The organism is Granulicella mallensis, assembly GCF_014203225.1.
Lineage (GTDB): Bacteria > Acidobacteriota > Terriglobia > Terriglobales > Acidobacteriaceae > Granulicella > Granulicella mallensis_A.
On the sequence record NZ_JACHIO010000006.1, the window covers coordinates 243,896 to 263,157 of the forward strand.

General features: G+C 58.8%; 20 protein-coding genes and 1 tRNA gene. 14 read left to right on the forward strand and 7 right to left on the reverse strand.

Features of this window, described 5'->3' with window-relative positions; all coding sequences use genetic code 11:
• Nucleotides 1–276 precede the first annotated feature (276 nt).
• Nucleotides 277–1,689, forward strand: a complete 1,413-nt coding sequence (locus tag HDF15_RS08890) for a hypothetical protein (protein ID WP_184254728.1) — start codon at nucleotides 277–279, stop codon at nucleotides 1,687–1,689.
• A gap of 158 nt (nucleotides 1,690–1,847) precedes the next feature.
• On the opposite strand, the gene HDF15_RS08895 is transcribed toward HDF15_RS08890, so the two are convergent.
• Complete coding sequence (locus HDF15_RS08895) at nucleotides 1,848–2,330, reverse strand: GatB/YqeY domain-containing protein (RefSeq protein ID WP_014263466.1); 483 nt, start codon at nucleotides 2,328–2,330, stop codon at nucleotides 1,848–1,850.
• A gap of 392 nt (nucleotides 2,331–2,722) precedes the next feature.
• Entirely contained in the window at nucleotides 2,723–3,496 is a 774-nt protein-coding gene (locus tag HDF15_RS08900; protein ID WP_184254730.1) for a class I SAM-dependent methyltransferase, read from the reverse strand.
• Between the two features lie 100 nt (nucleotides 3,497–3,596).
• Here HDF15_RS08900 and HDF15_RS08905 point away from each other — a divergent pair, with 100 nt between their 5' ends.
• From HDF15_RS08905 to HDF15_RS08940, 8 genes are all read left to right on the forward strand, one after another.
• The gene (locus tag HDF15_RS08905; protein WP_184254732.1) at nucleotides 3,597–4,793 is read left to right on the forward strand and encodes an alanine--glyoxylate aminotransferase family protein; all 1,197 of its coding nucleotides are present in this window, start codon (nucleotides 3,597–3,599) and stop codon (nucleotides 4,791–4,793) included.
• Between the two features lie 214 nt (nucleotides 4,794–5,007).
• Nucleotides 5,008–6,420, forward strand: coding sequence for a replicative DNA helicase (gene dnaB, locus HDF15_RS08910; RefSeq protein WP_184254734.1), 1,413 nt, complete (start codon nucleotides 5,008–5,010; stop codon nucleotides 6,418–6,420).
• Between the two features lie 298 nt (nucleotides 6,421–6,718).
• Nucleotides 6,719–6,973, forward strand: a complete 255-nt coding sequence (locus HDF15_RS08915; protein WP_014263462.1) for a type II toxin-antitoxin system Phd/YefM family antitoxin — start codon at nucleotides 6,719–6,721, stop codon at nucleotides 6,971–6,973.
• Entirely contained in the window at nucleotides 6,973–7,398 is a 426-nt protein-coding gene (locus HDF15_RS08920) for a type II toxin-antitoxin system VapC family toxin (protein WP_184254736.1), read from the forward strand. The genes HDF15_RS08915 and HDF15_RS08920 overlap by 1 nt, the downstream gene beginning before the upstream one ends.
• Before the next feature lie 94 nt (nucleotides 7,399–7,492).
• Complete coding sequence (locus HDF15_RS08925; RefSeq protein ID WP_184254738.1) at nucleotides 7,493–7,867, forward strand: VOC family protein; 375 nt, start codon at nucleotides 7,493–7,495, stop codon at nucleotides 7,865–7,867.
• Nucleotides 7,868–7,888: 21 nt separating this feature from the next.
• Entirely contained in the window at nucleotides 7,889–8,638 is a 750-nt protein-coding gene (locus HDF15_RS08930; RefSeq protein WP_184254740.1) for a YafY family protein, read from the forward strand.
• Nucleotides 8,639–8,658: 20 nt separating this feature from the next.
• Nucleotides 8,659–8,892, forward strand: a complete 234-nt coding sequence (locus HDF15_RS08935) for a CopG family transcriptional regulator (protein WP_184254742.1) — start codon at nucleotides 8,659–8,661, stop codon at nucleotides 8,890–8,892.
• Nucleotides 8,889–9,320: a TA system VapC family ribonuclease toxin gene (locus tag HDF15_RS08940; RefSeq protein WP_184254744.1), complete on the forward strand. Its 432-nt coding sequence runs from the start codon at nucleotides 8,889–8,891 to the stop codon at nucleotides 9,318–9,320. The genes HDF15_RS08935 and HDF15_RS08940 overlap by 4 nt, the downstream gene beginning before the upstream one ends.
• Nucleotides 9,321–9,329: 9 nt before the next feature.
• On the opposite strand, the gene HDF15_RS08945 is transcribed toward HDF15_RS08940, so the two are convergent.
• Together HDF15_RS08945 and HDF15_RS08950 are read right to left on the reverse strand one after the other, a co-directional pair.
• Entirely contained in the window at nucleotides 9,330–11,144 is a 1,815-nt protein-coding gene (locus HDF15_RS08945) for a murein L,D-transpeptidase (protein WP_184254746.1), read from the reverse strand.
• Between the two features lie 182 nt (nucleotides 11,145–11,326).
• Nucleotides 11,327–12,529 carry a glycosyltransferase family 39 protein gene (locus HDF15_RS08950; RefSeq protein ID WP_184254748.1) on the reverse strand — a complete coding sequence of 401 codons (1,203 nt, stop codon included), beginning with the start codon at nucleotides 12,527–12,529 and terminating at the stop codon, nucleotides 11,327–11,329.
• Nucleotides 12,530–12,575: 46 nt separating this feature from the next.
• On the opposite strand from HDF15_RS08950, the gene HDF15_RS08955 reads away from it, so the two are divergent.
• On the forward strand, nucleotides 12,576–12,992 hold the full coding sequence (locus tag HDF15_RS08955; protein WP_184254750.1) for a DUF2251 domain-containing protein: 417 nt from the start codon (nucleotides 12,576–12,578) through the stop codon (nucleotides 12,990–12,992).
• A 47-nt stretch (nucleotides 12,993–13,039) separates the two neighbouring features.
• On the opposite strand, the gene HDF15_RS08960 is transcribed toward HDF15_RS08955, so the two are convergent.
• Nucleotides 13,040–13,126, reverse strand: a tRNA-Leu gene (locus tag HDF15_RS08960).
• A 182-nt stretch (nucleotides 13,127–13,308) separates the two neighbouring features.
• On the opposite strand from HDF15_RS08960, the gene HDF15_RS08965 reads away from it, so the two are divergent.
• Nucleotides 13,309–13,563 (forward strand): hypothetical protein, encoded by a 255-nt coding sequence (locus tag HDF15_RS08965; protein WP_184254752.1) that lies wholly within the window; start codon nucleotides 13,309–13,311, stop codon nucleotides 13,561–13,563.
• A gap of 76 nt (nucleotides 13,564–13,639) precedes the next feature.
• On the opposite strand, the gene dacB is transcribed toward HDF15_RS08965, so the two are convergent.
• Complete coding sequence (gene dacB / locus HDF15_RS08970; RefSeq protein ID WP_221314345.1) at nucleotides 13,640–15,304, reverse strand: D-alanyl-D-alanine carboxypeptidase/D-alanyl-D-alanine-endopeptidase; 1,665 nt, start codon at nucleotides 15,302–15,304, stop codon at nucleotides 13,640–13,642.
• Here dacB and folP point away from each other — a divergent pair.
• Nucleotides 15,303–16,244, forward strand: coding sequence for a dihydropteroate synthase (folP, locus tag HDF15_RS08975; RefSeq protein ID WP_184254754.1), 942 nt, complete (start codon nucleotides 15,303–15,305; stop codon nucleotides 16,242–16,244). The genes dacB and folP overlap by 2 nt on opposite strands.
• Before the next feature lie 113 nt (nucleotides 16,245–16,357).
• Here folP and frr read toward each other — a convergent pair whose 3' ends face one another.
• Nucleotides 16,358–16,942: a ribosome recycling factor gene (gene frr / locus HDF15_RS08980; protein WP_014263452.1), complete on the reverse strand. Its 585-nt coding sequence runs from the start codon at nucleotides 16,940–16,942 to the stop codon at nucleotides 16,358–16,360.
• A 375-nt stretch (nucleotides 16,943–17,317) separates the two neighbouring features.
• Here frr and HDF15_RS08985 point away from each other — a divergent pair, with 375 nt between their 5' ends.
• Together HDF15_RS08985 and xrtJ are read left to right on the forward strand one after the other, a co-directional pair.
• A complete protein-coding gene (locus tag HDF15_RS08985) occupies nucleotides 17,318–17,518 on the forward strand; it encodes a PExPT-CTERM protein (protein ID WP_184254756.1) in 201 nt (66 codons plus the stop codon).
• A 97-nt stretch (nucleotides 17,519–17,615) separates the two neighbouring features.
• Complete coding sequence (xrtJ, locus tag HDF15_RS08990; RefSeq protein ID WP_311733069.1) at nucleotides 17,616–19,178, forward strand: exosortase J; 1,563 nt, start codon at nucleotides 17,616–17,618, stop codon at nucleotides 19,176–19,178.
• Nucleotides 19,179–19,262 lie beyond the last annotated feature (84 nt).

Genomic DNA, 19,262 nt, shown 5'->3' on the forward strand with positions numbered 1-19,262 from the left:
AATGCAGCTTGTAAAAATATGAGGCTAGTATATGCCGCGATACCCGCTGTGGCAGCCAATTTCTCATCTGTTATCGAGCCCAATTTACCGGCAGTTCACAGTGCTGGGACCGTGCAAACCGCGCCATCAAAGGACTGGAAGCTTTCCAAGAGGTACAAATAATCGGCTCTTGAAGAAGGGTGTAAGGATTTTGCGGCACATCCGTCTGCCCTTTTAAGGAGACGTATGTGCCGGAATCGATAGCACATCGTCATTCCGAAGGAGTATTCACCCCGCATGCGGCTGTTGATTCAAATTTCGTCGGTTCTCTTTCTCGCCTCGACTCTGCACGCCCAGGTGCCCATGCCGCAGATGGTCATGTCTGCCCATACCTTGATCGAGGCAGAGCAGCAACACGGCTCGTCGGGAACGAGCATCGAACCCGCAAGCACGCCCGTCCCGATGCTGATGTTCGATCACGATGGCTGGCGGCTGATGCTGCACGCCAATGCCTTCGCCGCGAACACGCAGCAGCAGGCCGACTCACCGCGCAATCGCGATGCCTTCTTCTCCACCAACTGGATCATGCCGATGGCGCAGCACAAGCTGGGGGCGGGCGATCTGACCGTACGCGCGATGTTTTCGTTTGAGCCGGGAACAGTAGGCGGCCGCAACTACCCGGAGCTCTTTCAGCAGGGCGAGACGGCCTATGGTGCGCCGATCGTCGACGGCCAGCATCCGCACGATTTCTTCATGGAGATCGCTGCGCTGTACGACCTTCCGCTCTCGCACAACACGCTGCTTTCGCTCTATGCCGCTCCCATCGGCGATCCGGCCATCGGGCCGACGGCCTACCCCCATCGTCAGTCAGCGAGTGAAGATCCTATCGCAGCACTCGGGCATCACCAGGAAGACTCGACGCACATCGCATTCAATGTCGTGACGGGCGGACTGACCTATCGCTGGGCGCGCGTTGAACTCTCGGGCTTTCATGGCGGAGAGCCGAGTGAAGACCGCTGGCACTTCGAGCCCTCTCCGAATGGCCACGCCATCGATTCCGTTTCGACACGGCTCACCGTCTCACCCACGCCGGACTGGTCGGGGCAATACTCCATCGCACACATCACCTCGCCCGAGGCGCTCTATCCCGGCGAAGACCAGGCTCGCCAGACTGCAAGCGTGATGTATCACCACACGTTCCGCGCAAAGCCCATGACTGGCATGGGCGGCATGAAGATGGACGGCATGGCGGACATGCCAGGAATGGACATGAGCCATGCGTCGCAGTCAGCCTCCGCGATGCCCGCGATGAACATGGCTGCGGAACCCACGACCGATCTTTCGACGACGTTCGTCTGGGGACGCACGCGTTCGTTCAGCGACAACAGCAAGGAAAACAGCTACCTCGCTGAAGCTCTGCTGCGCTTTGCCGACAAGAACTATATGTGGACGCGCCTCGAAAACGCAGGCCGCTCGAACGAGCTGCTGCTCACGCCTGGAACCCAGTTGCCCGCAGGGTTCGAGGAGTCGCCCCTAGGCCATGTCGCCGCGTATACCTTCGGCTACGACCACGACATCGCGCTGGGCTCGCATCTTCTGGCTGCGCCGGGAGCTCAGGTCACGGTCTATCGCACACCGCAGGCGTTGCGCGGAATCTATGGCGATACGCCTACGGGTGAGGTTTTGTTCGTGCGATTTCGCTTGAGATAGCGTGACGTTCTACAGCGAGCAACAGCAAAAGCCTTGACGCAAAGGTCGCAGAGGAAAAACGCCAAGTTTCGCCACGTAACCTTGGCGAAACTTGGCTCTCTTTGCGACCTTTGCGTCAAGGCTTTTGCTGTTGCTTGTTCTTTACCTATTGCACGGAACTACGCGCCTTTCGCCAGTTCCGCCTTCACTAATTCGCTGACCAGCTTGCCATCCGCACGAATACCATCAGCGAGAATTCGTTGCTGCGCAACCTTCATCACCGCACCCATGTCACGCGGACCGGGGCGTGTGCCGCCATTGTCTTTGGTGATCTGCTCCACCGCGCCCTGCACGGTAGCGAGAATGTCGTCCGCGCTCGCGGCCTTCGGCATGTAGGCGTCGATCAGTTCGATCTCTTCCTGCTCTTTGGCAGCAAGTTCGGGGCGACCGCCCTTGGTAAACTGTTCGATCGATTCACGGCGTTGCTTCAGCAGCGTTGTGATGATGGACTGCTCTTCTGCATCGGTCAGCGGCTCGCGCTTATCGATCTCCTTCGACTTGAACGCCGACTTCACCATACGCAGCGTCGTCAGTTTGTCCGCTTCCTTCGCCTTCATCGCCGTAATAATGTCCGCGCCGATGCGCTCGCCAATCTGTGCCATTGTGATCCTCCAACCGAGTCAAGCTTAACAGTATTCCATTTGGCTTCGACCTTTAGAGCAGTTCCACATTTGCCGGCCTTCGTTGCTCGAAGCCGTACGCAATGACGTGGCTCTAGTAGCGCGAAGCGCAAACCGTGACGCTTTAGCGTCGCGGGACGGAGGGAGCCGTAGCCTTTAGGCTACGGATAAGGGGCAGACGAGAATCGGGCTTTAGCCCCGGGTCTTTTGTCCGCAGCCGAAAGAAGGCCCGGGCCTAAAGGCCACATCTTTGCCAAGCCTCTATTTCCGTAGCCTAAAGGCTACGGCTCCCTCCGTCGCCCTGATGCTGAAGCATCAGGAAAGGCGCTTCGCGCTGTGCTGAACGGGTCATCATTTTCAACGAACCACATACCTCAACCGTGTGTTCCAAATCTTCCTGCGTTGATCCAATACCTCGTAGCGAGTGTCACGGACCCGTTCTCCTCATGTTGAGCAAAGTACTCCCGCAACTTCTCTTCAAAGGCCCTGAACTCTGCCGATTCGGGCAACGGAGCGTGAGAGAGCGACAGCGTAAAACCACGCAGTGCCTCCCAGCCAATCTGGATCTCTCCCCGAACTTCTTCATGGCAAAATTCGCCACCCACAAACAGGTCTTTGAGTCGCTCGTACTTGGTGTACTCCGCATGCGTGCCCCGGCCGTTTACGGTGTAGGGACGAAGAACCTCTTCGTAGGCTTCATTCTCTTTACGGCCATCTTTAGATCGCCCGAACGCAACCACCGCAATCCATCCCTCCGGCTTCAGGACACGCCGGAACTCGCGCATCGCCGAATCGAGATCGAACCAGTGCAGGGCGCGGCCCACGCTCAACATCTCTACCGAAGCGTCCTCGAGCCCCGTGGCCTCAGCGGTTCCATTCACGACGGTCAGAGCCGCGTTGCCCTCGTGAAGCCGCACACAAGCCTCTCGCATCTCCGCATTCGGCTCGACCGCAATCACGCGGTTGCCGCCCGCCAGGAACACATCGCTCAACATGCCGGTTCCCGCTCCAACATCGGCCACGGTCCACGCCGGCTGCAACCCACACCAGTCCCTGAGCCGTGGCAGCACAATCATGGGATCGTAGCGTTCGCGATATTCAGCGTAGGCCGCTACCCTTCCCGTAAACTTCTCGACGTTCTCGCCCATGCCCTATTATCTCTGTCTTTACAAAGAGATTTGAAGACCTGGGAAGCTGTCCGATTACAGGCTGTCTGCTGCGAAACAACTCTGTCGCTAAAATAGAAGCATGATCCGCAAGACGCGTCTCTTCACTCCTGGTCCGACTCCCCTTCTTCCCGCCGCGCAGTTCGCCATGGCCGCTGCCGACATCCACCATCGCACTCCCGAATTTCGTGCACTTTACCTGCGGGTTCTCTCGCAGCTCAAGGAGTTTGTCGGGACCAAGAACGACGTCATCATCCTCTCCAGCTCCGGTACCGGAGCCATGGAGGCCGCGGTCTCCAACCTCACCTCGCCCGGCGATCGCGTGCTGGTGCTCTCGGCCGGCAAGTTCGGCGAGCGCTGGACAGCTCTCGCCAAGGCCTTCGGCTGCGAGGTCGATCTCGTCTCCGAGCCCTATGGCAAGACCTTCGACCTGGACAAGGTAAAGGCCGCGCTCAAGCTCGAGACCCGCGCGGTCTTCGTGCAGGCCAATGAGACCTCCACGGGCGCTCGCCACGACATGGAAGCGCTCGCCAAGCTGCTGAAGGACCAGAAGTCCGAGGCACTGCTCATCGTCGACGGCATCACCGGCCTCGGCACCACGCACCTCGACATGGATGCCACCGGCATCGATGTGCTCATCGGCGGCTCGCAGAAGGCCGTGATGATTCCTCCCGGACTCAGCTACCTGGCCGTCAGCCAGCGCGCCTGGGACCGCATGGAAGCCACCTACAACCCGCGCTACTACTTCGACCTGCGCAAAGAGCGCAAGAACGCGAAGAACGGCGAGAGCGCCTATACCCCGGCGGTCGCATTGATCGCGGCACTCGGAGCGGCACTCGACTGGATCGCGGCGCAGGCGGCGACTCCCGAAAACCCGGCAGGCTCACTCGCCGAGGGCCGCAAGAAGCTCGTCGACAACGCCGAAACCATCTCCGCGATGACTCGTGCAGCCGTCGAAGCGCTCGGCTTCAAGCTCTTCAGCGACGCCCCCGGCGCAGCCGCCACGGCGGTGTACGCCCCCGAGGGAGTAGACTCCGGAGTAATCGTCAAGGAGCTGAAGTCGCGTTTTGCGGCGGTCATCACCAACGGCCAGGGCGAGATGAAGGGTCAGATCTTCCGCATCGCTCACCTGGGCTTCTTTGACTATATGGACACCATCGCGCTCATCGGCGCGCTGGAACAGGTCGTCGTGAAGTCGCTGCCGCAGCTTGGTGCAAAGTTCGGCGATGGACTCATTGCAGCCCAGAAGGTCTACGTCGAGCGCACGACCAAAGCGTAGTGATCTGCCAAAGAAAGAACGGCGGCTTGCGTCGCCGTTCTTTCCGCAGTCATGTCCACAGCTTTTACAGAGCGTCACCTGCTTCAAGTGCTTGCGCAAGAGTAGTTTCACGTTTTTTCCGATAAACACACAGATCAACCTTTGTCCCAACTAATAGTCAAAGACCCAGGGCTAAAGTAGGCGTTCACCGTTTTCACAAGAGTAGAGTGTTACCATGAAAAATTCCGCAGAGAATAGGCAGTACCCGAGCGAACACAATTTCGCCGATGGACTTCCTCAATCAATGCACGCTGAGGTTACTATTCTCGGCGCGATGTTGTTGGATGCGGTAGCTATTCTAGACGCAACAGCCAAATTGCACATTGATGACTTTTCCATTGACTCTCATCAACGTATCTACAAGGCAATCCTAGCCCTACTTGAAGCGGGATATGCCGTCGATTTAATCACTGTTAGTGAAGCCCTCTCAAAAACCAAAGAACTAGACAGCATAGGAGGCATGGCATATCTCGCCTATCTAAGCGAGGGAATTCCACGGCATCCTGCTATCGAGTCCTATGTTCGTATCGTTAAGGACAAGAGCCTTCTTAGACAGTTGATCAATATATTCGATTCTGGAATAGGTTTGGCTATTGATCAGGCCGATGAAGCTACGACCATCCTTAATAATGTGGAAGAACGGCTCGCAGAAGTGGCTGATTCCGCAATTCAGCGAAACTTCTCAGGTATTGCCGAGATCGTCGCTAGCTCATTCGGCTCCATCGACGCTCTTTACGAACAGGGCCGTGAAGTAACCGGCTTGGCCACTCACTATATTGAATTTGACAAGATGACCAGCGGCCTACAGCCCAGCGAACTCATCATCATCGCGGCTCGTCCGTCCATGGGTAAGACCGCTTGGGCCGTAAATATTGGGCAAAACTGTGCGGTGAAGGATGATAAAGTCGTCGCCTTATTCTCTCTTGAAATGTCAAAGGAATCGCTACTACGACGCATGTTGGCCAGCGAATCTGCAGTCAGCTCGCGCAAGCTACAGACTGGATTTATTCCGCGAGAGGACAAGGGTAAGCTAATTGATGCCTTGCAACGCTTGGTCGAGTCAAAATTGTTCATTGACGATACACCTGGCATCACACTGGCAGAGATGCGCGCCAAGTGCAGACGCCTCCTTCAGCAGCAGAAAGGGCTTGACCTAATCATTATCGACTACCTGCAGCTTATGACCGGCTCGGCGAGCAGTTCGCAGAAGAAGTTCGAAAACCGTACCCAGGAAGTCAGCTCAATCTCGCGCGGCCTTAAAGCATTGGCCAAAGAACTCAAGGTTCCGGTCATCGCTCTGTCGCAGCTCTCACGTGGCAGCGAACAGCGCACAGGTGACAAGAAGCCCCTGCTCTCAGATCTGCGCGAATCGGGTTCTATCGAACAGGACGCCGACGTGGTCGCGTTCATCCATCGCGAAGAGTACTACGACCGCGAGAACGAAGACATCAAGGGCCAGGCGGAGATCATCATCGCCAAGCAGCGTAACGGCCCGACAGGCACCGTCAAGATGGCCTACCTCGCTGACTACACGCGCTTTGAGAACCTAGACACGGTGCATGGCGAGTCTGGCGGCGACGCTTACTAGCACTACGATTTGTATCTACAAATCTATGAACCTGCCCCTAAAGCCTGTCATTTCGACCGACTAACGGGAGCGGAGAAACCCCTGTATTTCGCGGCTGCTCCTACTACCAATGAAGCCAAAGGGGGCACACTGTACGCTCTGCCTGCGATTCTTGTTGTCAGCCACAAAGTGTGTCCTGTCCTAGGCATCGCAGAATACAGGGGTTTCTCCACTCCCGTTAGTCGGTCGGAATGACAAGGTTTAGGGGCAGGCCAGGCATTGTAGTAACATATCTACATTGTCTGGCAGGAGGTACCTTATGGCCATCACGACCTTTTCCAGCCGCCAGTTCAATCAGGACGCCAGCAAGGCCAAGAAGGCTGCGGAGTCCGGTCCGGTGTTCATTACGGACCGGGGACGGCCCGCACATGTGCTGCTGACCTATGCCGCGTACAGGAAGATCAGCGGCGAGCCTGCGAAGATCGCCGACCTTCTGGCGATGCCGGGAGCCGAAGACATTGAATTCGAGGCTCCGAAGCTGCACGATCTCGCACAACCGGCAGACCTCTCCTGATGTACCTGCTCGATACCAATGTCGTATCCGAGTTGCGCAAGGTGCGCTCCGGGAAGGCGGACCGCCACCTCTCCGACTGGGCAAACGGCGTAGATGCCTCCGATTTGTATCTATCGGCGATCACGATTCAGGAGTTGGAGATCGGCGTTCTGCTCGTCGAACGCCGTGACTTTTCACAAGGGGCGATGCTCCGGGCATGGCTCAACAACTATGTGCTGCCTGCGTTCGACAACCGCATCCTGGCTGTCGATATCGCTGTAGCCCAACGCAGTGCGCATCTCCATGTGCCGAATCCTCGTCCCGTTCGCGATGGCCTGATCGCCGCAACGGCGATGGTGCACGGCATGACCGTCGTGACGCGCAATACTGCCGACTTTGCGACAACCGGGGTGCTCCTTCTCAATCCGTGGACAAGCCTCAAATAAAACGTCTCCTGCCATCCTCCTGACACAACGTTGTCAGGAGCCTTCTCCTACTCTGCGGTTGTAGTCGATTTCATATCGCACAGGAGACACTCCCATGAGCAAGTTTGAAGGCAACGCCGTAACCTGGTTCGAGATCCCCGCCACCGACATGCAGCGCGCCGTTCATTTCTACGAGACGCTGCTCGATAAGAAGCTCTGCGCGTTTCCCAGCGCCGTTCCCTACTTCATGTTTCCGGCCGAACGAGGCGCTGTGGCCGGAGCGCTGATCCACAGCCCGCTGCAAAAGCCCACGGCCGACGGTACGATGGTCTATCTCAACGTCGATGGCCAACTCGATGCCACGCTCGGACGCGCCAACACTCTTGGCACAACCGTGCTTGTGCCACGCACGGAGATCCCCGGCGGCTTTGGATCCTATGCCTGCCTGCTGGACTCCGAGGGCAACCACATCGGACTGCACAGCCGTTAACCCACAGAAGAGAGGCCCGCAATGAGACGCAGCGACCGCCTCTTTCGCATCGTGCAGATGCTTCGCTCCGGACGCCTGAAGACGGCTCGCGCTTTAGCCGAGCGGCTTCAGGTCTCCGAACGCACCATATATCGTGACGTTCGCGACCTGCAGCTTGCAGGCCAGCCTATCGAAGGCGAGGCCGGCGTGGGCTACACGCTGCGCCGCGAGTTCGATCTGCCACCGCTGATGTTTACTCCTGAAGAACTAACGGCATTGGTGCTCGGCGCACGCCTGGTAAAGGCCTGGGGCGGAGTGGAAAATGCGACAGCCGCGGACTCCGCGCTGGCCCGCATCGAGGCCGTGCTCCCCCCTGCTCTCGCCGATAGTCTCGATGCCATCCTGCTCTATGCGCCCGGCTACCGGATGCAACAGCCCCAGCGCCGCCTGCTCGACCGCGTCCACAAGGCATGCCTGGAATGCCACGCAATTCGCTTCGCCTACACCCGCCTGAACGGCGAACCCTCCGAGCGCACCGTGCGCCCGTTAGCGCTCTACTGCTGGAGCGGCACCTGGACGGTCGTGGCCTGGTGCGAACTGCGCGAGGACTTCCGCGTCTTCCGACTCGACCGCATCGCGCACTGCGAGGTGCTCGACCGCACCTTTGAACAGAATCGCGGCCAGAGACTCAGTGACTTCCTTCGCCAGATGAAGGCCGAGTCAGAGACTTGGATAGCGAACCACCTCGGGCCGGAGACGCCAACCAATCGCCCACCTGCATCTGATGTATGATGCAGGATGCGGAGGTAAATATGCGGACGACTTTGACCATAGACGATGATGTACTCGCCGCAGCTAAGGGTTTGGCTGAACAAAAGCATCAGACTGTCGGTGAAGTTATCTCAGCTCTGACGCGCCAGGCATTGAGACCTGTCACATCCGGTATCTCAATCCGCAATGGCATAACCCTATTACCTATTCGTGGTGATGGACAAGTCATAACGGACGATCTGGTAAATCAGCTTCGCGACGAGCTTCCAGAATGACCTTTCTTTTGGATGTCAACATTCTGATCGCGCTGATCGATCCTCTTCACATTCGCCATGACGAAGCCCATCGATGGCTAGCTGAGCACAAACATGACGTATGGGCTACATGCCCGATTACAGAAAATGGCGTGCTTCGTATCGTCGGGCATCCTCGTTACCCAAACTCGCCTGGCACGCCGGCAGCAGTTGTGCGGTCGCTACTCGATTTGCGGGCATTACCGAACCATACCTTTTGGGCTGATGATGTAAGCCTTTTGGATAGCAATCTACTGGACGCATCGCGCCTTCTTACTTCAGGACAGATTACAGACAGCTACCTGTTGGCTCTCGCACAAGCTCATGACGGACAATTGGCCACCTATGATCACCGATTGATTACCACTGCGGTACGCGGTGGCAATCAAAACCTGCATGTAATCATCTGACGATCGCTCTTACTCCGTCTCGCCCGGCACCAGCTTCGGATTGATCTTCACCGGCGCCGACTCATACGGCATCCCCTTGTCCAGCGCTGCCTCGAGCGCCTTGTCGTAGCCATAGAGATCGCTGAAGAAGTGGATGGAGCCATCCTCATCGGCCGTCGCCGTGAAGTAGCCGATGATCACAGGCAATGTCGTCTTCAGATTGACGGTCTTATTGTCCTTATCGCCGTTCATCGCCTCGGAGATCTTGTCCTCATCCCAATCACCCTGGCCCTGTAATACCCACGCAGCCATCTGGTCGGCGTGCTCCAGGCGCACGCAGCCGTGCGAACGGTCGCGGCGCGTCAGGTTGAAGAGCGGCAGCTCCGGCGTGGAGTGCATGTAGACGTCATACTCGTTCGGGAAGAGGAACTTCACCAGGCCCAGAGAGTTCTTCGGCCCCGGCTTCTGCCGCACGATGTAGCGCAGATGCTCGATGTCGTGAGCCGTGTAGCCGGTAACGACCGTGCCATCGTTCCTCGCCACCTCGTACCCCTTATCCGCAAGGTAGCCGATGCCGCTTCGCTGAATATGAGGCATCAGCTCCTTCTTGATGATCGACGGTGGCACGTTCCAGTAAGGACGAAACACGACATACCGCATCGAGCGAACGAACATCGGGGTGTCGTGGTTACCTTTAGCCTCGCCGTCGACGATCTTCATCTTGAACGCAACCGAGTGGTCGGGATCGTACGCGCGGACGACGAACTCCGGCAGGTTCACCAGCACACGCGGGTTGATGAAGTTGTCCGGCATCCAGCGCCAGCGCTCCAGTGAGTTTGCGAGCTGCTGCACCCGCACGTCCATCGGCACATTCAGCGAGTCAATGGTCGATTGCGTCAGCTTGCCATCCGCCGTAAGACCGTGGCGCTGCTGATAGTGCTTCACCGCCGCTACGAGCTCCGCGTTATAGCTTCTGGGACCGGTTGCATCGGAAGTCGCCGGGGTGTCAGGATCTGTTGCTGGCACATCTCCCTCTAGCTGCAGCCGTGCCAGCAGCTGTGGCAACGCTGCATACGACCCACCCTGCACAATCGGCTTGGCACCTGTCGCGCCCAGGGAGGGCAGCGGTGGCTGCGGATTCGCAGCCTGTTGTTTGGCTAGTTCGAGGTACTGCGCCAACCCCTTCTGTAGCGCGACGTACATTGCATTTTGCGGCTCGACGGTGGCGATCGCCCCGGACACATCGGCAGAATCGAGAACCTGTCCGCTCAGAAACGCCGGCAGGTCAAACGCCGCGCGCTTGGACGGAACGTCGATGTCGAAGTTCAGGGACTGCGGGTTCACGCGACCGACATGCAGATCGGAGATATAGCGCATGGCCGAGATGGTCAGCGCGGTATCGAACTGGGCCTCTTCGCCTGGTCTGCCAGGACTTGCCGCAAGCTTCTGCACACGCTCCGGCCAGAGCAAGGCGTCATAGTCTTCCGGTTTGAGGCCCTTCTGCTCGGCGTCGGTAAAAAGTGAGATCAGCGCTGTAGCCTGGGAGGTTGGCTTGCCATCTCGCAGCCATGCCGGTTCATAGACACGGTCGATGTAGAACTTCTGCACCTGCGCCTGATAGTCGGAGTAGTTCGGCCACTTGAGGATCGCAAGCTGGGGCGAGCCGATCAGCTTCTGGACCTCGGTACCCGTATCGCCCTTGGGTTGAGGAAGAGGAATGCTGGGATGCGACGAGGAGACAGGGGCCGACTGGCAACCCTTGCAGCCGGATAGCGAGAGAAGCGTGAGCGAAACAAACGCGAGCGCCAAGGCGGCGCGGACGGTAGTCGAGGGAAGCTTCTTCACAGAAAGTGCCTCAGGTGCATCTTGATGATGCCGAGTAGAACAGAATTTGGCTAGCAGAATGCTTTAAGTTTATTCAATTTTCTGCTGGACCTGTACGAAACTGCCCTTTCACTCGCAAATCGATAGAACAAGAGACAAATATTCAGGTTCTCTGCATCGTTCTTGAAGATTGAAACTAGAAACTAGGCCAACACCCCAGCCATCGACATCCAGCACAACGCCGCCTGCGTCACAACCATTGCTCCCGACAGCAGCAGAAACAGCTTGCGCTGCCGCGTCTCCAGCGCATCGGCGAAGACGCCGCCGATAAAGGTGAAGAGAAACGGCAAAGCCCACAGCCAGGGCGCGGTCACCACCTGCGTCGTATACAGGGGAAGGAGCGCCAGCATCATCACAAGGGGGGCGGTATTGCCGAAGTACCGGCTGCGGCGTGACGTCACATAGATCGCCAGCGCCACGACTGTGGCAATCAGGATGCCCGCATTGGCCGGCGTCGTCACGAAGCGGTGCGCGGCCTCCAGAGAGAACCAGAACCGTCCGCTGCCGCCGGTAAAGACGTAGCTGAAGGGCGCGGGCCGAAAGCCAAACGAGGCAAACACAATCGCCAGCGCACCCAGCCCTGCGAAGACCATGATCTGCGACACATAGCTGCGCCGCCGCTCCGCGAGGTAGAAGAAAAACACGAGACCGGCGACAAACCCAATCATCCCGGCCAGCAGGTGCGCCGCAGCCGTAAAGCCCAGCGCTACCGTCAGCAGGACGATCCGGGGACGCCACTTCCGTCTCGGCCCCTGGAGCGCGTGAGCCACGCCCATCGCCGTATAGACGAGCCCGTAAAGCCCCCACAGCGCAAGAATCTCATTGTTCGGCATCGTCGCGTACCGGACGATCGCCGGGCAGAAACAGTAGAGTGCCAGCGCCAGCGCGCCACCCTCATTGCCGAAGAGCCGCTTGGCGACCCACCACAGTCCCCCGCCAAGCCACACCGCAAACAGGCAGAAGGGGAGTCGCAGCAGATACTTCACCCAGGAGAGCTCGTGCCGTGTCTCCCAGGTGGTCCCGTTCAGCCCACCGTTCGCGTAGAGCTTGTTTTCAGGCTTGCGGAAGTGGTCGGCGCCCAGCATCAGGAGGCGCTGGGCCGTAAGCGGAAAGCCCGCCAGGCGGTAGGCGAAGGTTCCGTCGCCGTTCAGGTTGCCGCAGGTCGTGAAGTAGCCGGCAACAGGGGAGGGCCGCTCCCACATCTCGCGGCCGCAGCGGGCGTAGCGGTAATCGTTGGCGTCGAGCGGCCGGTGCGCGATCGACCAAAGGCACTCGCCGAAGAGTATAAGCAGCAACAGCGCGGCGACTCTCTGTCCGCGCCCAATGTAGAAGCCTTTAAGTCTCATCGTCTGAGGTGAGTTTACTAGCAGCGAGGCCTTGTACCCTGTAGATATGGATTCGTTGACCTTCAAACCCGGTGATGCCTTTCTCTCCTCCGACTCGCCCGCCGTTCCCTGGACGGCCGTCTTTGAGGACGAAGGCGAAAGCGGATACTTCTACGCCTGCGACCGCTCCCAGCAGACCCAGGAACACAGCATCATGGACGCGATGCTGGTCTACAACATCTCCTCGTTCAAGGAACCCGACCGCGAGTACATCGCCAGCGTGCAGTGGTCGCGGGACGGCCAGCAATGCGTGCTGTACATCGACGGCAGTGCACAGGCGCTGATCGACTTTGCGCGGAAACTGAGTTTCTGCCGCACAAACTTCCCCAACTTTCTGGAGCAAAGCGGCGAGATCTGGCGGAAAAACTCCCATGCCTGGGATGAAGAGGCGATTCGCCGGTTCGAAGCAGCGATTTACACCTAGACACAGCAAAGGGCGGGGATGAACCCGCCCTTTGTCACATCAGATCTTGGTGCCGAAAAGAGGACTCGAACCTCCACACCCTTGCGAGTACATGGACCTGAACCATGCGCGTCTGCCAATTCCGCCATTTCGGCTCACTTCAGCCGAGCGCCTGGCGCCAACTGCGTGAACTCTTAGTTTCCCAGAGGGGTGCACCTCGTGTCAAACTGTTCTCCCGTTGAGCTGTTGAACTCTTGAAATTTGGCGAATCGTTTTCTTCACAGTCCTCGTCGAACTAACCACAACGACCTAGCGTAGAGGAGCCGTCTACAATCTGATGAGTAAGTCCTCGACCGATACCTTGGCCAGCCAGCAACAAATTCCCGAAGAAGTTGCGCTTGAGATCCGCCGCCTGGCGCACGATCTCTCCAACTCCCTTGAAGTCATCGTCCAGACCAGCTACCTGCTGAGTATGGCCGAGCTCAAGGAGCCGGCCAGCGACTGGCTGCGAATGCTCGACTCCGGGGTGCAGAAGGCGCTCGAACTAAACCTGGAATTACGCGAGTTCGTGAAGAAACACACGCCGCGATAAAGAGCGAGTCAGCGAGTCAGCCACAAATCTACTGCTGACTTGCTGACGCGAAGCAAGCTGACTCGCTGACTTCCCCTCACTCCGCAGCAGCAATGGCCGCAACGATCTTGTCCATCGCAACCCGATCCGCCGAACTCTGCGGCGAGTGATCGTCCACCACAATAGAAAAAATAACCTGCCGCCCGCTTGCGCCGTCGAGATATCCCGAAAGCGCCCGCGACTCGCCCAGCGTCCCCGTCTTCGCGAAGACATGATCTTTGAGCGGCGTATCAGCAAAGCGTGCGGCCAGCGATCCATCCTCGCCGCCCACTGGCAACGCGGTCTTCCATCGCGAAAACCATGGCTGCTTTGCCGCGTAAGCCAATAGCTGCGCTGTCGCACGTGGCGCAACGAGATCATGGGTGCTCAGGCCCGAGCCATCGTAGAAGACGAAGTCGTCTCCATCGAGCCCCGCGTGCAGCAGAAAAGCACGCACCATGCGCGCGCCTCCAACCGTCGATCCCTGACCACAGGAGACGTGCTGCCCGAGATGATGCAACAGCAACTCCGCATGTAAGTTCTGGCTGACCTTGTCGGTAAAGATCACGTCCTCGGCCAGCGTCGCGGACGTATGCGAGGCCAGGACCTCCTCCTGCGACCACAAGGATTCGCAGGAGTCGCCCGTCGATCCAGCGTTGAATGTAGCCTCTTCCTGTCCACCGGGCGCATGCAGAACAGACGAGAACCCCCGCCCATCGACCACCGGTCTATGCTGTCCCCGGGCCTCACCGGTAACGGTAATGCCCCGTTCCAGCAACATGCTGCGCAGGGCCATTGCCGCATACACTGCAGGGTCGTCGATAGCAATGTACTCGACATCCGGCCTGGCATCCGCAGCCAGTTCTCCATAGACTCGCAGCACGCGAGAGCCCGGCGCATGTTCGACCTGTACCCCTGGCGAGGGAGCGTGCGCCTCCCCGGTTGTCACCTCGGATTGCACGCTGTAATAGGGCACGCCATTCTGTTCGAGTTCCACGATCGCTGCCCGATCCGCCGGCCCCTCTGCCGGCTTGATCGCCTTGCGAGGAGTGATGGTCAGACGCAGTTCGTTATCCGAGATCGTGAGCGCGCTGACAGGAGCGCCATAGCCCCACACCAGATCGTCGGCCTCCCAACCCTCCGCATAGGGCTCCCACGGAAACAGCGTATCGTCGCCGATGATCCTGCCTGTGACGCGCTTCACGCCCTTGGCCACGAGTTGATCGGCCAACACCTCCAGGTCATGGAGAGCGGGCGGTTTTACCTTGTCCTTTGCCCGTTGGGCGGGGGGCACATACGGCAGGTTGTCCGCTCCGAAGTTCGCATCGCCTCCACCGGCAAGCACGAGGTCGCCGTTCACTACGCCGGTAGCCTCGTCGAGCTTGCCATAGAGACGTGTCTCGAAGGTTCTGTTTGGGCCGAGCAACGCCATGGCAGCCGTCGTGGTGAAGAGCTTGTTATTCGAGGCCGGGCGAAACAGCTTGCCCTCATCGAGACCATAGAGCGGCACGCCGTCCAGCGTTGTGACGGCGATCCCCCAATGAGCGCGGGAGACGGCAGGATCGGCCAGCAGGGCTTCGATCGTCGCTCCCAGAGGCGTGCCCGATCCCGTCGGGAATGCGGGATGAACGACAGGTGGCGGAACGATGGAGGGCGTTTGGGCGGAGGCTGTAAGACCGGTAACGAGACCCAGGGCGAACACAAGACTGCAGGAGGCACGCATGGCCGCAGTCTACATCTACAATTCGCAGATGACCTTCGCCCCGCGTCCACACTTTGATTGGCGGCTCCGCACCCGAACGCTCGCACTGGGCGAGCGAACGCTGATCATGGCGATCGTCAACCTGACGTCCGACAGCTTCTCCGGCGACGGCGTCGCCCGGCAGGACACAGGCCATACGACCGCAGCCGGAATCGCCGCAGCCGTCGCAGCCGTCGACAGCGGCGCCGACATCATCGATCTTGGCGCGGAGTCGACGCGGCCCACCTCCGAGCCGCTTAGCTCCGAAGAGGAACAACTGCGCCTGCTGCCCGTTCTCGAAGGCCTGTTACGGGAGCGCTCCCAGGCGATCGTCTCCGTCGATACGTACCACGCGGCCACGGCACGGAACGCAGCCCTTATGGGGGCTGAGATCATCAATGATGTCTCCGGCCTGTTATGGGATAAAGCCATGGCCACAACCGTCGCCTCCGCACACTGTGGCCTGCTGCTGATGCATACCCGCGGCCGTCCGCAGGACTGGCGCGCCCTGCCCCCTTTGACTCCGGAAGAGGTCGTTCCCCTAGTGCAGGAGGGCCTGCGGGAGCAGCTCATGGTGGCCCAGTCCGCCGGCATCTCCCGGGAGCATATCGTCATCGATCCGGGATTCGGCTTCGGCAAGCTGGGCCGGGACAACTTCGCGCTGTTGACGGGTCTTCACCAACTCAGCAAGCTTGGTTACCCTCTCCTGGCCGGGGTCTCGCGCAAAGCCTTTCTCGGTGAGGCGGTGCGTGCCGTCCAGCCGGCAGACCTGCCCCTCGCCGAGGCACGTCGTACTGCAACCATCGCCGCAAACGTCGCCGCAGTCTTGAATGGAGCGCACATTCTGCGGGTGCACGATGTGCAGCAGGCAAGAGAAGCGGCGGCAGTAACAGATGCGGTAAAAGCGAGTGGTAAGTGGTAAGTGACAAGTGGCAAGTGGCAAGTGGCAAGTGATAAGACCGTTCGCGGCATCCTTCACAGATGGGGCGAGGCCTTCACTTGCCACTTATCACTTACCACTTGTCACTCTGCTTCTTACAGCGTCATCACTTCTTTTTCCTTCGCTTTGAAGAGGTCCTCAACGCGCTTGATCTGAGAGTCCGTAAGCTGCTGAATCTCTTCATTGGCGCGCTTTTCGTCGTCAGCCGAGATCAGCTTGTCCTTGGCGGCCTTCTTCACCGTCTCATTGCCGTCGCGACGGATATTGCGGATGGAGGTCTTGTGATCTTCGAGCACCCCGGCGAGCTGTTTGATCCCCTCACGGCGGCGCTCCTCGGTCATCGGCGGGATAGGAACACGGATGATCTTGCCGTCGTGCATGGGATTGAATCCCTGACTGCTGGTGCGGATGGCCTTTTCGATCGCCTGTACCAGGGATTGCTCCCATGGCTGGACGACGATCAGGTTGGCCTCAGGCGTGGTGACCTGCGCAACCTGCGCAATCGCAGTCTCCGTACCATAGTAGTCAACCTTGACGTTATCGAGCATATGAACGGAAGCCCGGCCCGTACGGACACTCAACAGGTTGGCGCGGAAGTCTTCCGCAGTCTTGTCCATGCGCGACTTCAACTCCTCGTACACGCCCTTCAGTGCGACTATGCTCGCCATTGCCGATGCCATTGTGTTGCTGTCCTCCATTGAATACAACGCCTGATTTTACAGACGTTGACGGTTTGATGTGAAAAAACGGCGAAAAACCCGGATCTTTACGGGTTATAGGCTAAGATCAAAGCGTCGGAACAGTTGGAAAGCTGCCTCTGCAAAACCAGCAGTATCTTTGTAGTGAATCGCTTTCCGATTGACTTAGCACCAGCCACTCGATACGATAAGACAACTGCTCAGAACTTTGTTGTTGATGATGTGTCTAAGAACGTAAAGGACACGATGTTCTGCGCGGTTCATCCCGAAGGTTTTAGCTTCAGAAGCATCCAAACGGAAAGCCGACGGCATCTTTAGACTTGAACGCATCCAACAACGAATAGGGACATACTACTTATGAAGAAGACCTTTCTGTTCGCGACCATTGCCCTCGCCTTCATGGCAGCTATGCCAATGCATGCACAATCCGTGCTGACCGGCTGCACGGATACTCCAGAGAATCCTACCCTGATTCTGGCAGGCCTCTCCGGTGGCGCGTACGCTGTGTCCGCACTCAGGACGCGTCTTCGCGCACGCCGCAAGTCAGACCAAAAGTAAAACCTGGTGAGTTGCAGCTTGATGGCTGCTGGTGTCTTCTTTGTCGAGCATCTTTCCAGAGCGATTCAGGCCGCAAGTCGCCGTCGCGTACGCTTCAGTGTGCGCGGCGGTAGGCCTCTTAAGTATCTACGGTTCCGTACAGGCACTGCTTGAAATCTGGAGAACCGACCAGCTCAAATCGATAGGAATGGTGGTTCCTATTATTTGCTTCGCCCTGATTTTAAGGGCCTGGCGATCGATTGGGTGGGTGACTGAAGGCTCTTGGTGGGGCTTCGCAGTTCTGGCAACCTCCTCCATCCTCATGTTTCTTCGCGATCAGATGCTGCTGATCGTAACCGTTAATAAAGACTGGCTGCTGCAACTGCCACCGCTTCCACTGGTAGCAGTGATTTATGCGACCGGCATGGTATTGCTCTTCGGCGGCAAGCGCCTCCTGCGTGCTGCCTGGTTCCCCATTCTTTTAATGTGGGCCGTTATCCCTGTTCCCCAGACCTTCAGTCATTTTGTCGATCTTCCGCTTCAGCATGCCGGGGCATCCGTCGCGCGCGGTTTTGCCCATCTCATCGGCGCAAAGCTCAGCACCGTGGACCTCAACATCCTGTTCGCTCCCAGGTTTGGGATGTTCATCGCCCCCGGATGCGATGGTCTGCGCGGATCGATCACCCTGGGACTCACCGCGATCGTGGTCGGCTATGTCTACCGCTTTCGCTGGTTCATCTTTGCGCCGTTAGTGGCTGGCGCAGTCCTGCTGGGATATGTCTTTAACCTGCTGCGCCTGTGCAGCCTGGTGGTCTATGACCGGATCGCGGTCTCCTTTCCTGCGCTGCAGGCCCACGAGCAGTTAGCCGATCACATCGTAGGCGCCTGCTTGTTTCTGCTGGCGGCGTTCCTGTTCTTCACCGCCATTGAGCACCTGCGTCGCACGCCGGAAGATGTGAACGCTGCGCCGCCGGAAGAGAAGCCGTCACGCGGCCCGGTGGCAGTGCCCTACCTCGCAAAGGTAGCGGCCATCCTGATCCTGTCGACCGTCTTCGGCCTTGAGGCGGTGCACACCGCGCATGTCGACGCGATGGCCGTGAAGTCCGCGGCCGCTCCTCCTCCCATGCCCCAGCACATCGGCAACTTCTCGCTGGTACGCTCCTGGGCCGAGGGTTTGGTCGACGGAACCGTAGTCTACGTGTGGGGCGAGTACGAGGCGCCGGGAGATGCCCCTGGGGTCGCCGGGACGCATGTCTCTCTTGGGATCTCTCCGGAGCTGGGCGTGCACGATGCCGAGGTCTGCCACATCGCCCGGGGCGAGAACCCAACCTGGCATGGGCAGATCGAATCGCCCTCTACGCAGGGACCGGTCGACCTGACCGCCGCAACCTATAACGATGGCCTGACGCAAAAGCTGGAAGCCTCCACCGTATGCGATGGCGGGGCCTGCAGGCAGTATTCGCAGACCAGCCAGCATGTAACCCTGGTGTACGCCAAGCCGCACCGCGGACTACCGCTCCAGGCCGACGCAACGCGCCCCGTCCCCGTGCTGCTGAAGATCGAAACCTCCGATACAAGCTCCCCTGTGAGCTCAATCGAACCCAAGCTGGCCGCCGGACTGCAGGAGTTCCTGAAGAGCGCGGACCTCGTCGGCCTGACCGTTCCCTACAGCAGACGCTAGAGGGCGTCACCAAACGGCACCTGGAGTCTGGTCGAACCGTATAGTCGGTTTGTCGAGGCAGGGATCGGAAGGGCATGGCTTCAG

Bases quoted from the DNA above. Each gene is read 5' to 3' on its own strand.
- HDF15_RS08890 (WP_184254728.1), top strand. From the start codon at position 277: ATGCGGCTGTTGATTCAAATTTCGTCGGTTCTCTTTCTCGCCTCGACT.
- HDF15_RS08895 (WP_014263466.1), bottom strand. From the start codon at position 2,330: ATGGCACAGATTGGCGAGCGCATCGGCGCGGACATTATTACGGCGATG.
- HDF15_RS08900 (WP_184254730.1), bottom strand. From the start codon at position 3,496: ATGGGCGAGAACGTCGAGAAGTTTACGGGAAGGGTAGCGGCCTACGCT.
- HDF15_RS08905 (WP_184254732.1), top strand. From the start codon at position 3,597: ATGATCCGCAAGACGCGTCTCTTCACTCCTGGTCCGACTCCCCTTCTT.
- dnaB (WP_184254734.1), top strand. From the start codon at position 5,008: ATGAAAAATTCCGCAGAGAATAGGCAGTACCCGAGCGAACACAATTTC.
- HDF15_RS08915 (WP_014263462.1), top strand. From the start codon at position 6,719: ATGGCCATCACGACCTTTTCCAGCCGCCAGTTCAATCAGGACGCCAGC.
- HDF15_RS08920 (WP_184254736.1), top strand. From the start codon at position 6,973: ATGTACCTGCTCGATACCAATGTCGTATCCGAGTTGCGCAAGGTGCGC.
- HDF15_RS08925 (WP_184254738.1), top strand. From the start codon at position 7,493: ATGAGCAAGTTTGAAGGCAACGCCGTAACCTGGTTCGAGATCCCCGCC.
- HDF15_RS08930 (WP_184254740.1), top strand. From the start codon at position 7,889: ATGAGACGCAGCGACCGCCTCTTTCGCATCGTGCAGATGCTTCGCTCC.
- HDF15_RS08935 (WP_184254742.1), top strand. From the start codon at position 8,659: ATGCGGACGACTTTGACCATAGACGATGATGTACTCGCCGCAGCTAAG.
- HDF15_RS08940 (WP_184254744.1), top strand. From the start codon at position 8,889: ATGACCTTTCTTTTGGATGTCAACATTCTGATCGCGCTGATCGATCCT.
- HDF15_RS08950 (WP_184254748.1), bottom strand. From the start codon at position 12,529: ATGAGACTTAAAGGCTTCTACATTGGGCGCGGACAGAGAGTCGCCGCG.
- HDF15_RS08955 (WP_184254750.1), top strand. From the start codon at position 12,576: ATGGATTCGTTGACCTTCAAACCCGGTGATGCCTTTCTCTCCTCCGAC.
- HDF15_RS08965 (WP_184254752.1), top strand. From the start codon at position 13,309: ATGAGTAAGTCCTCGACCGATACCTTGGCCAGCCAGCAACAAATTCCC.
- folP (WP_184254754.1), top strand. From the start codon at position 15,303: ATGGCCGCAGTCTACATCTACAATTCGCAGATGACCTTCGCCCCGCGT.
- dacB (WP_221314345.1), bottom strand. From the start codon at position 15,304: ATGCGTGCCTCCTGCAGTCTTGTGTTCGCCCTGGGTCTCGTTACCGGT.
- frr (WP_014263452.1), bottom strand. From the start codon at position 16,942: ATGGCATCGGCAATGGCGAGCATAGTCGCACTGAAGGGCGTGTACGAG.
- HDF15_RS08985 (WP_184254756.1), top strand. From the start codon at position 17,318: ATGAAGAAGACCTTTCTGTTCGCGACCATTGCCCTCGCCTTCATGGCA.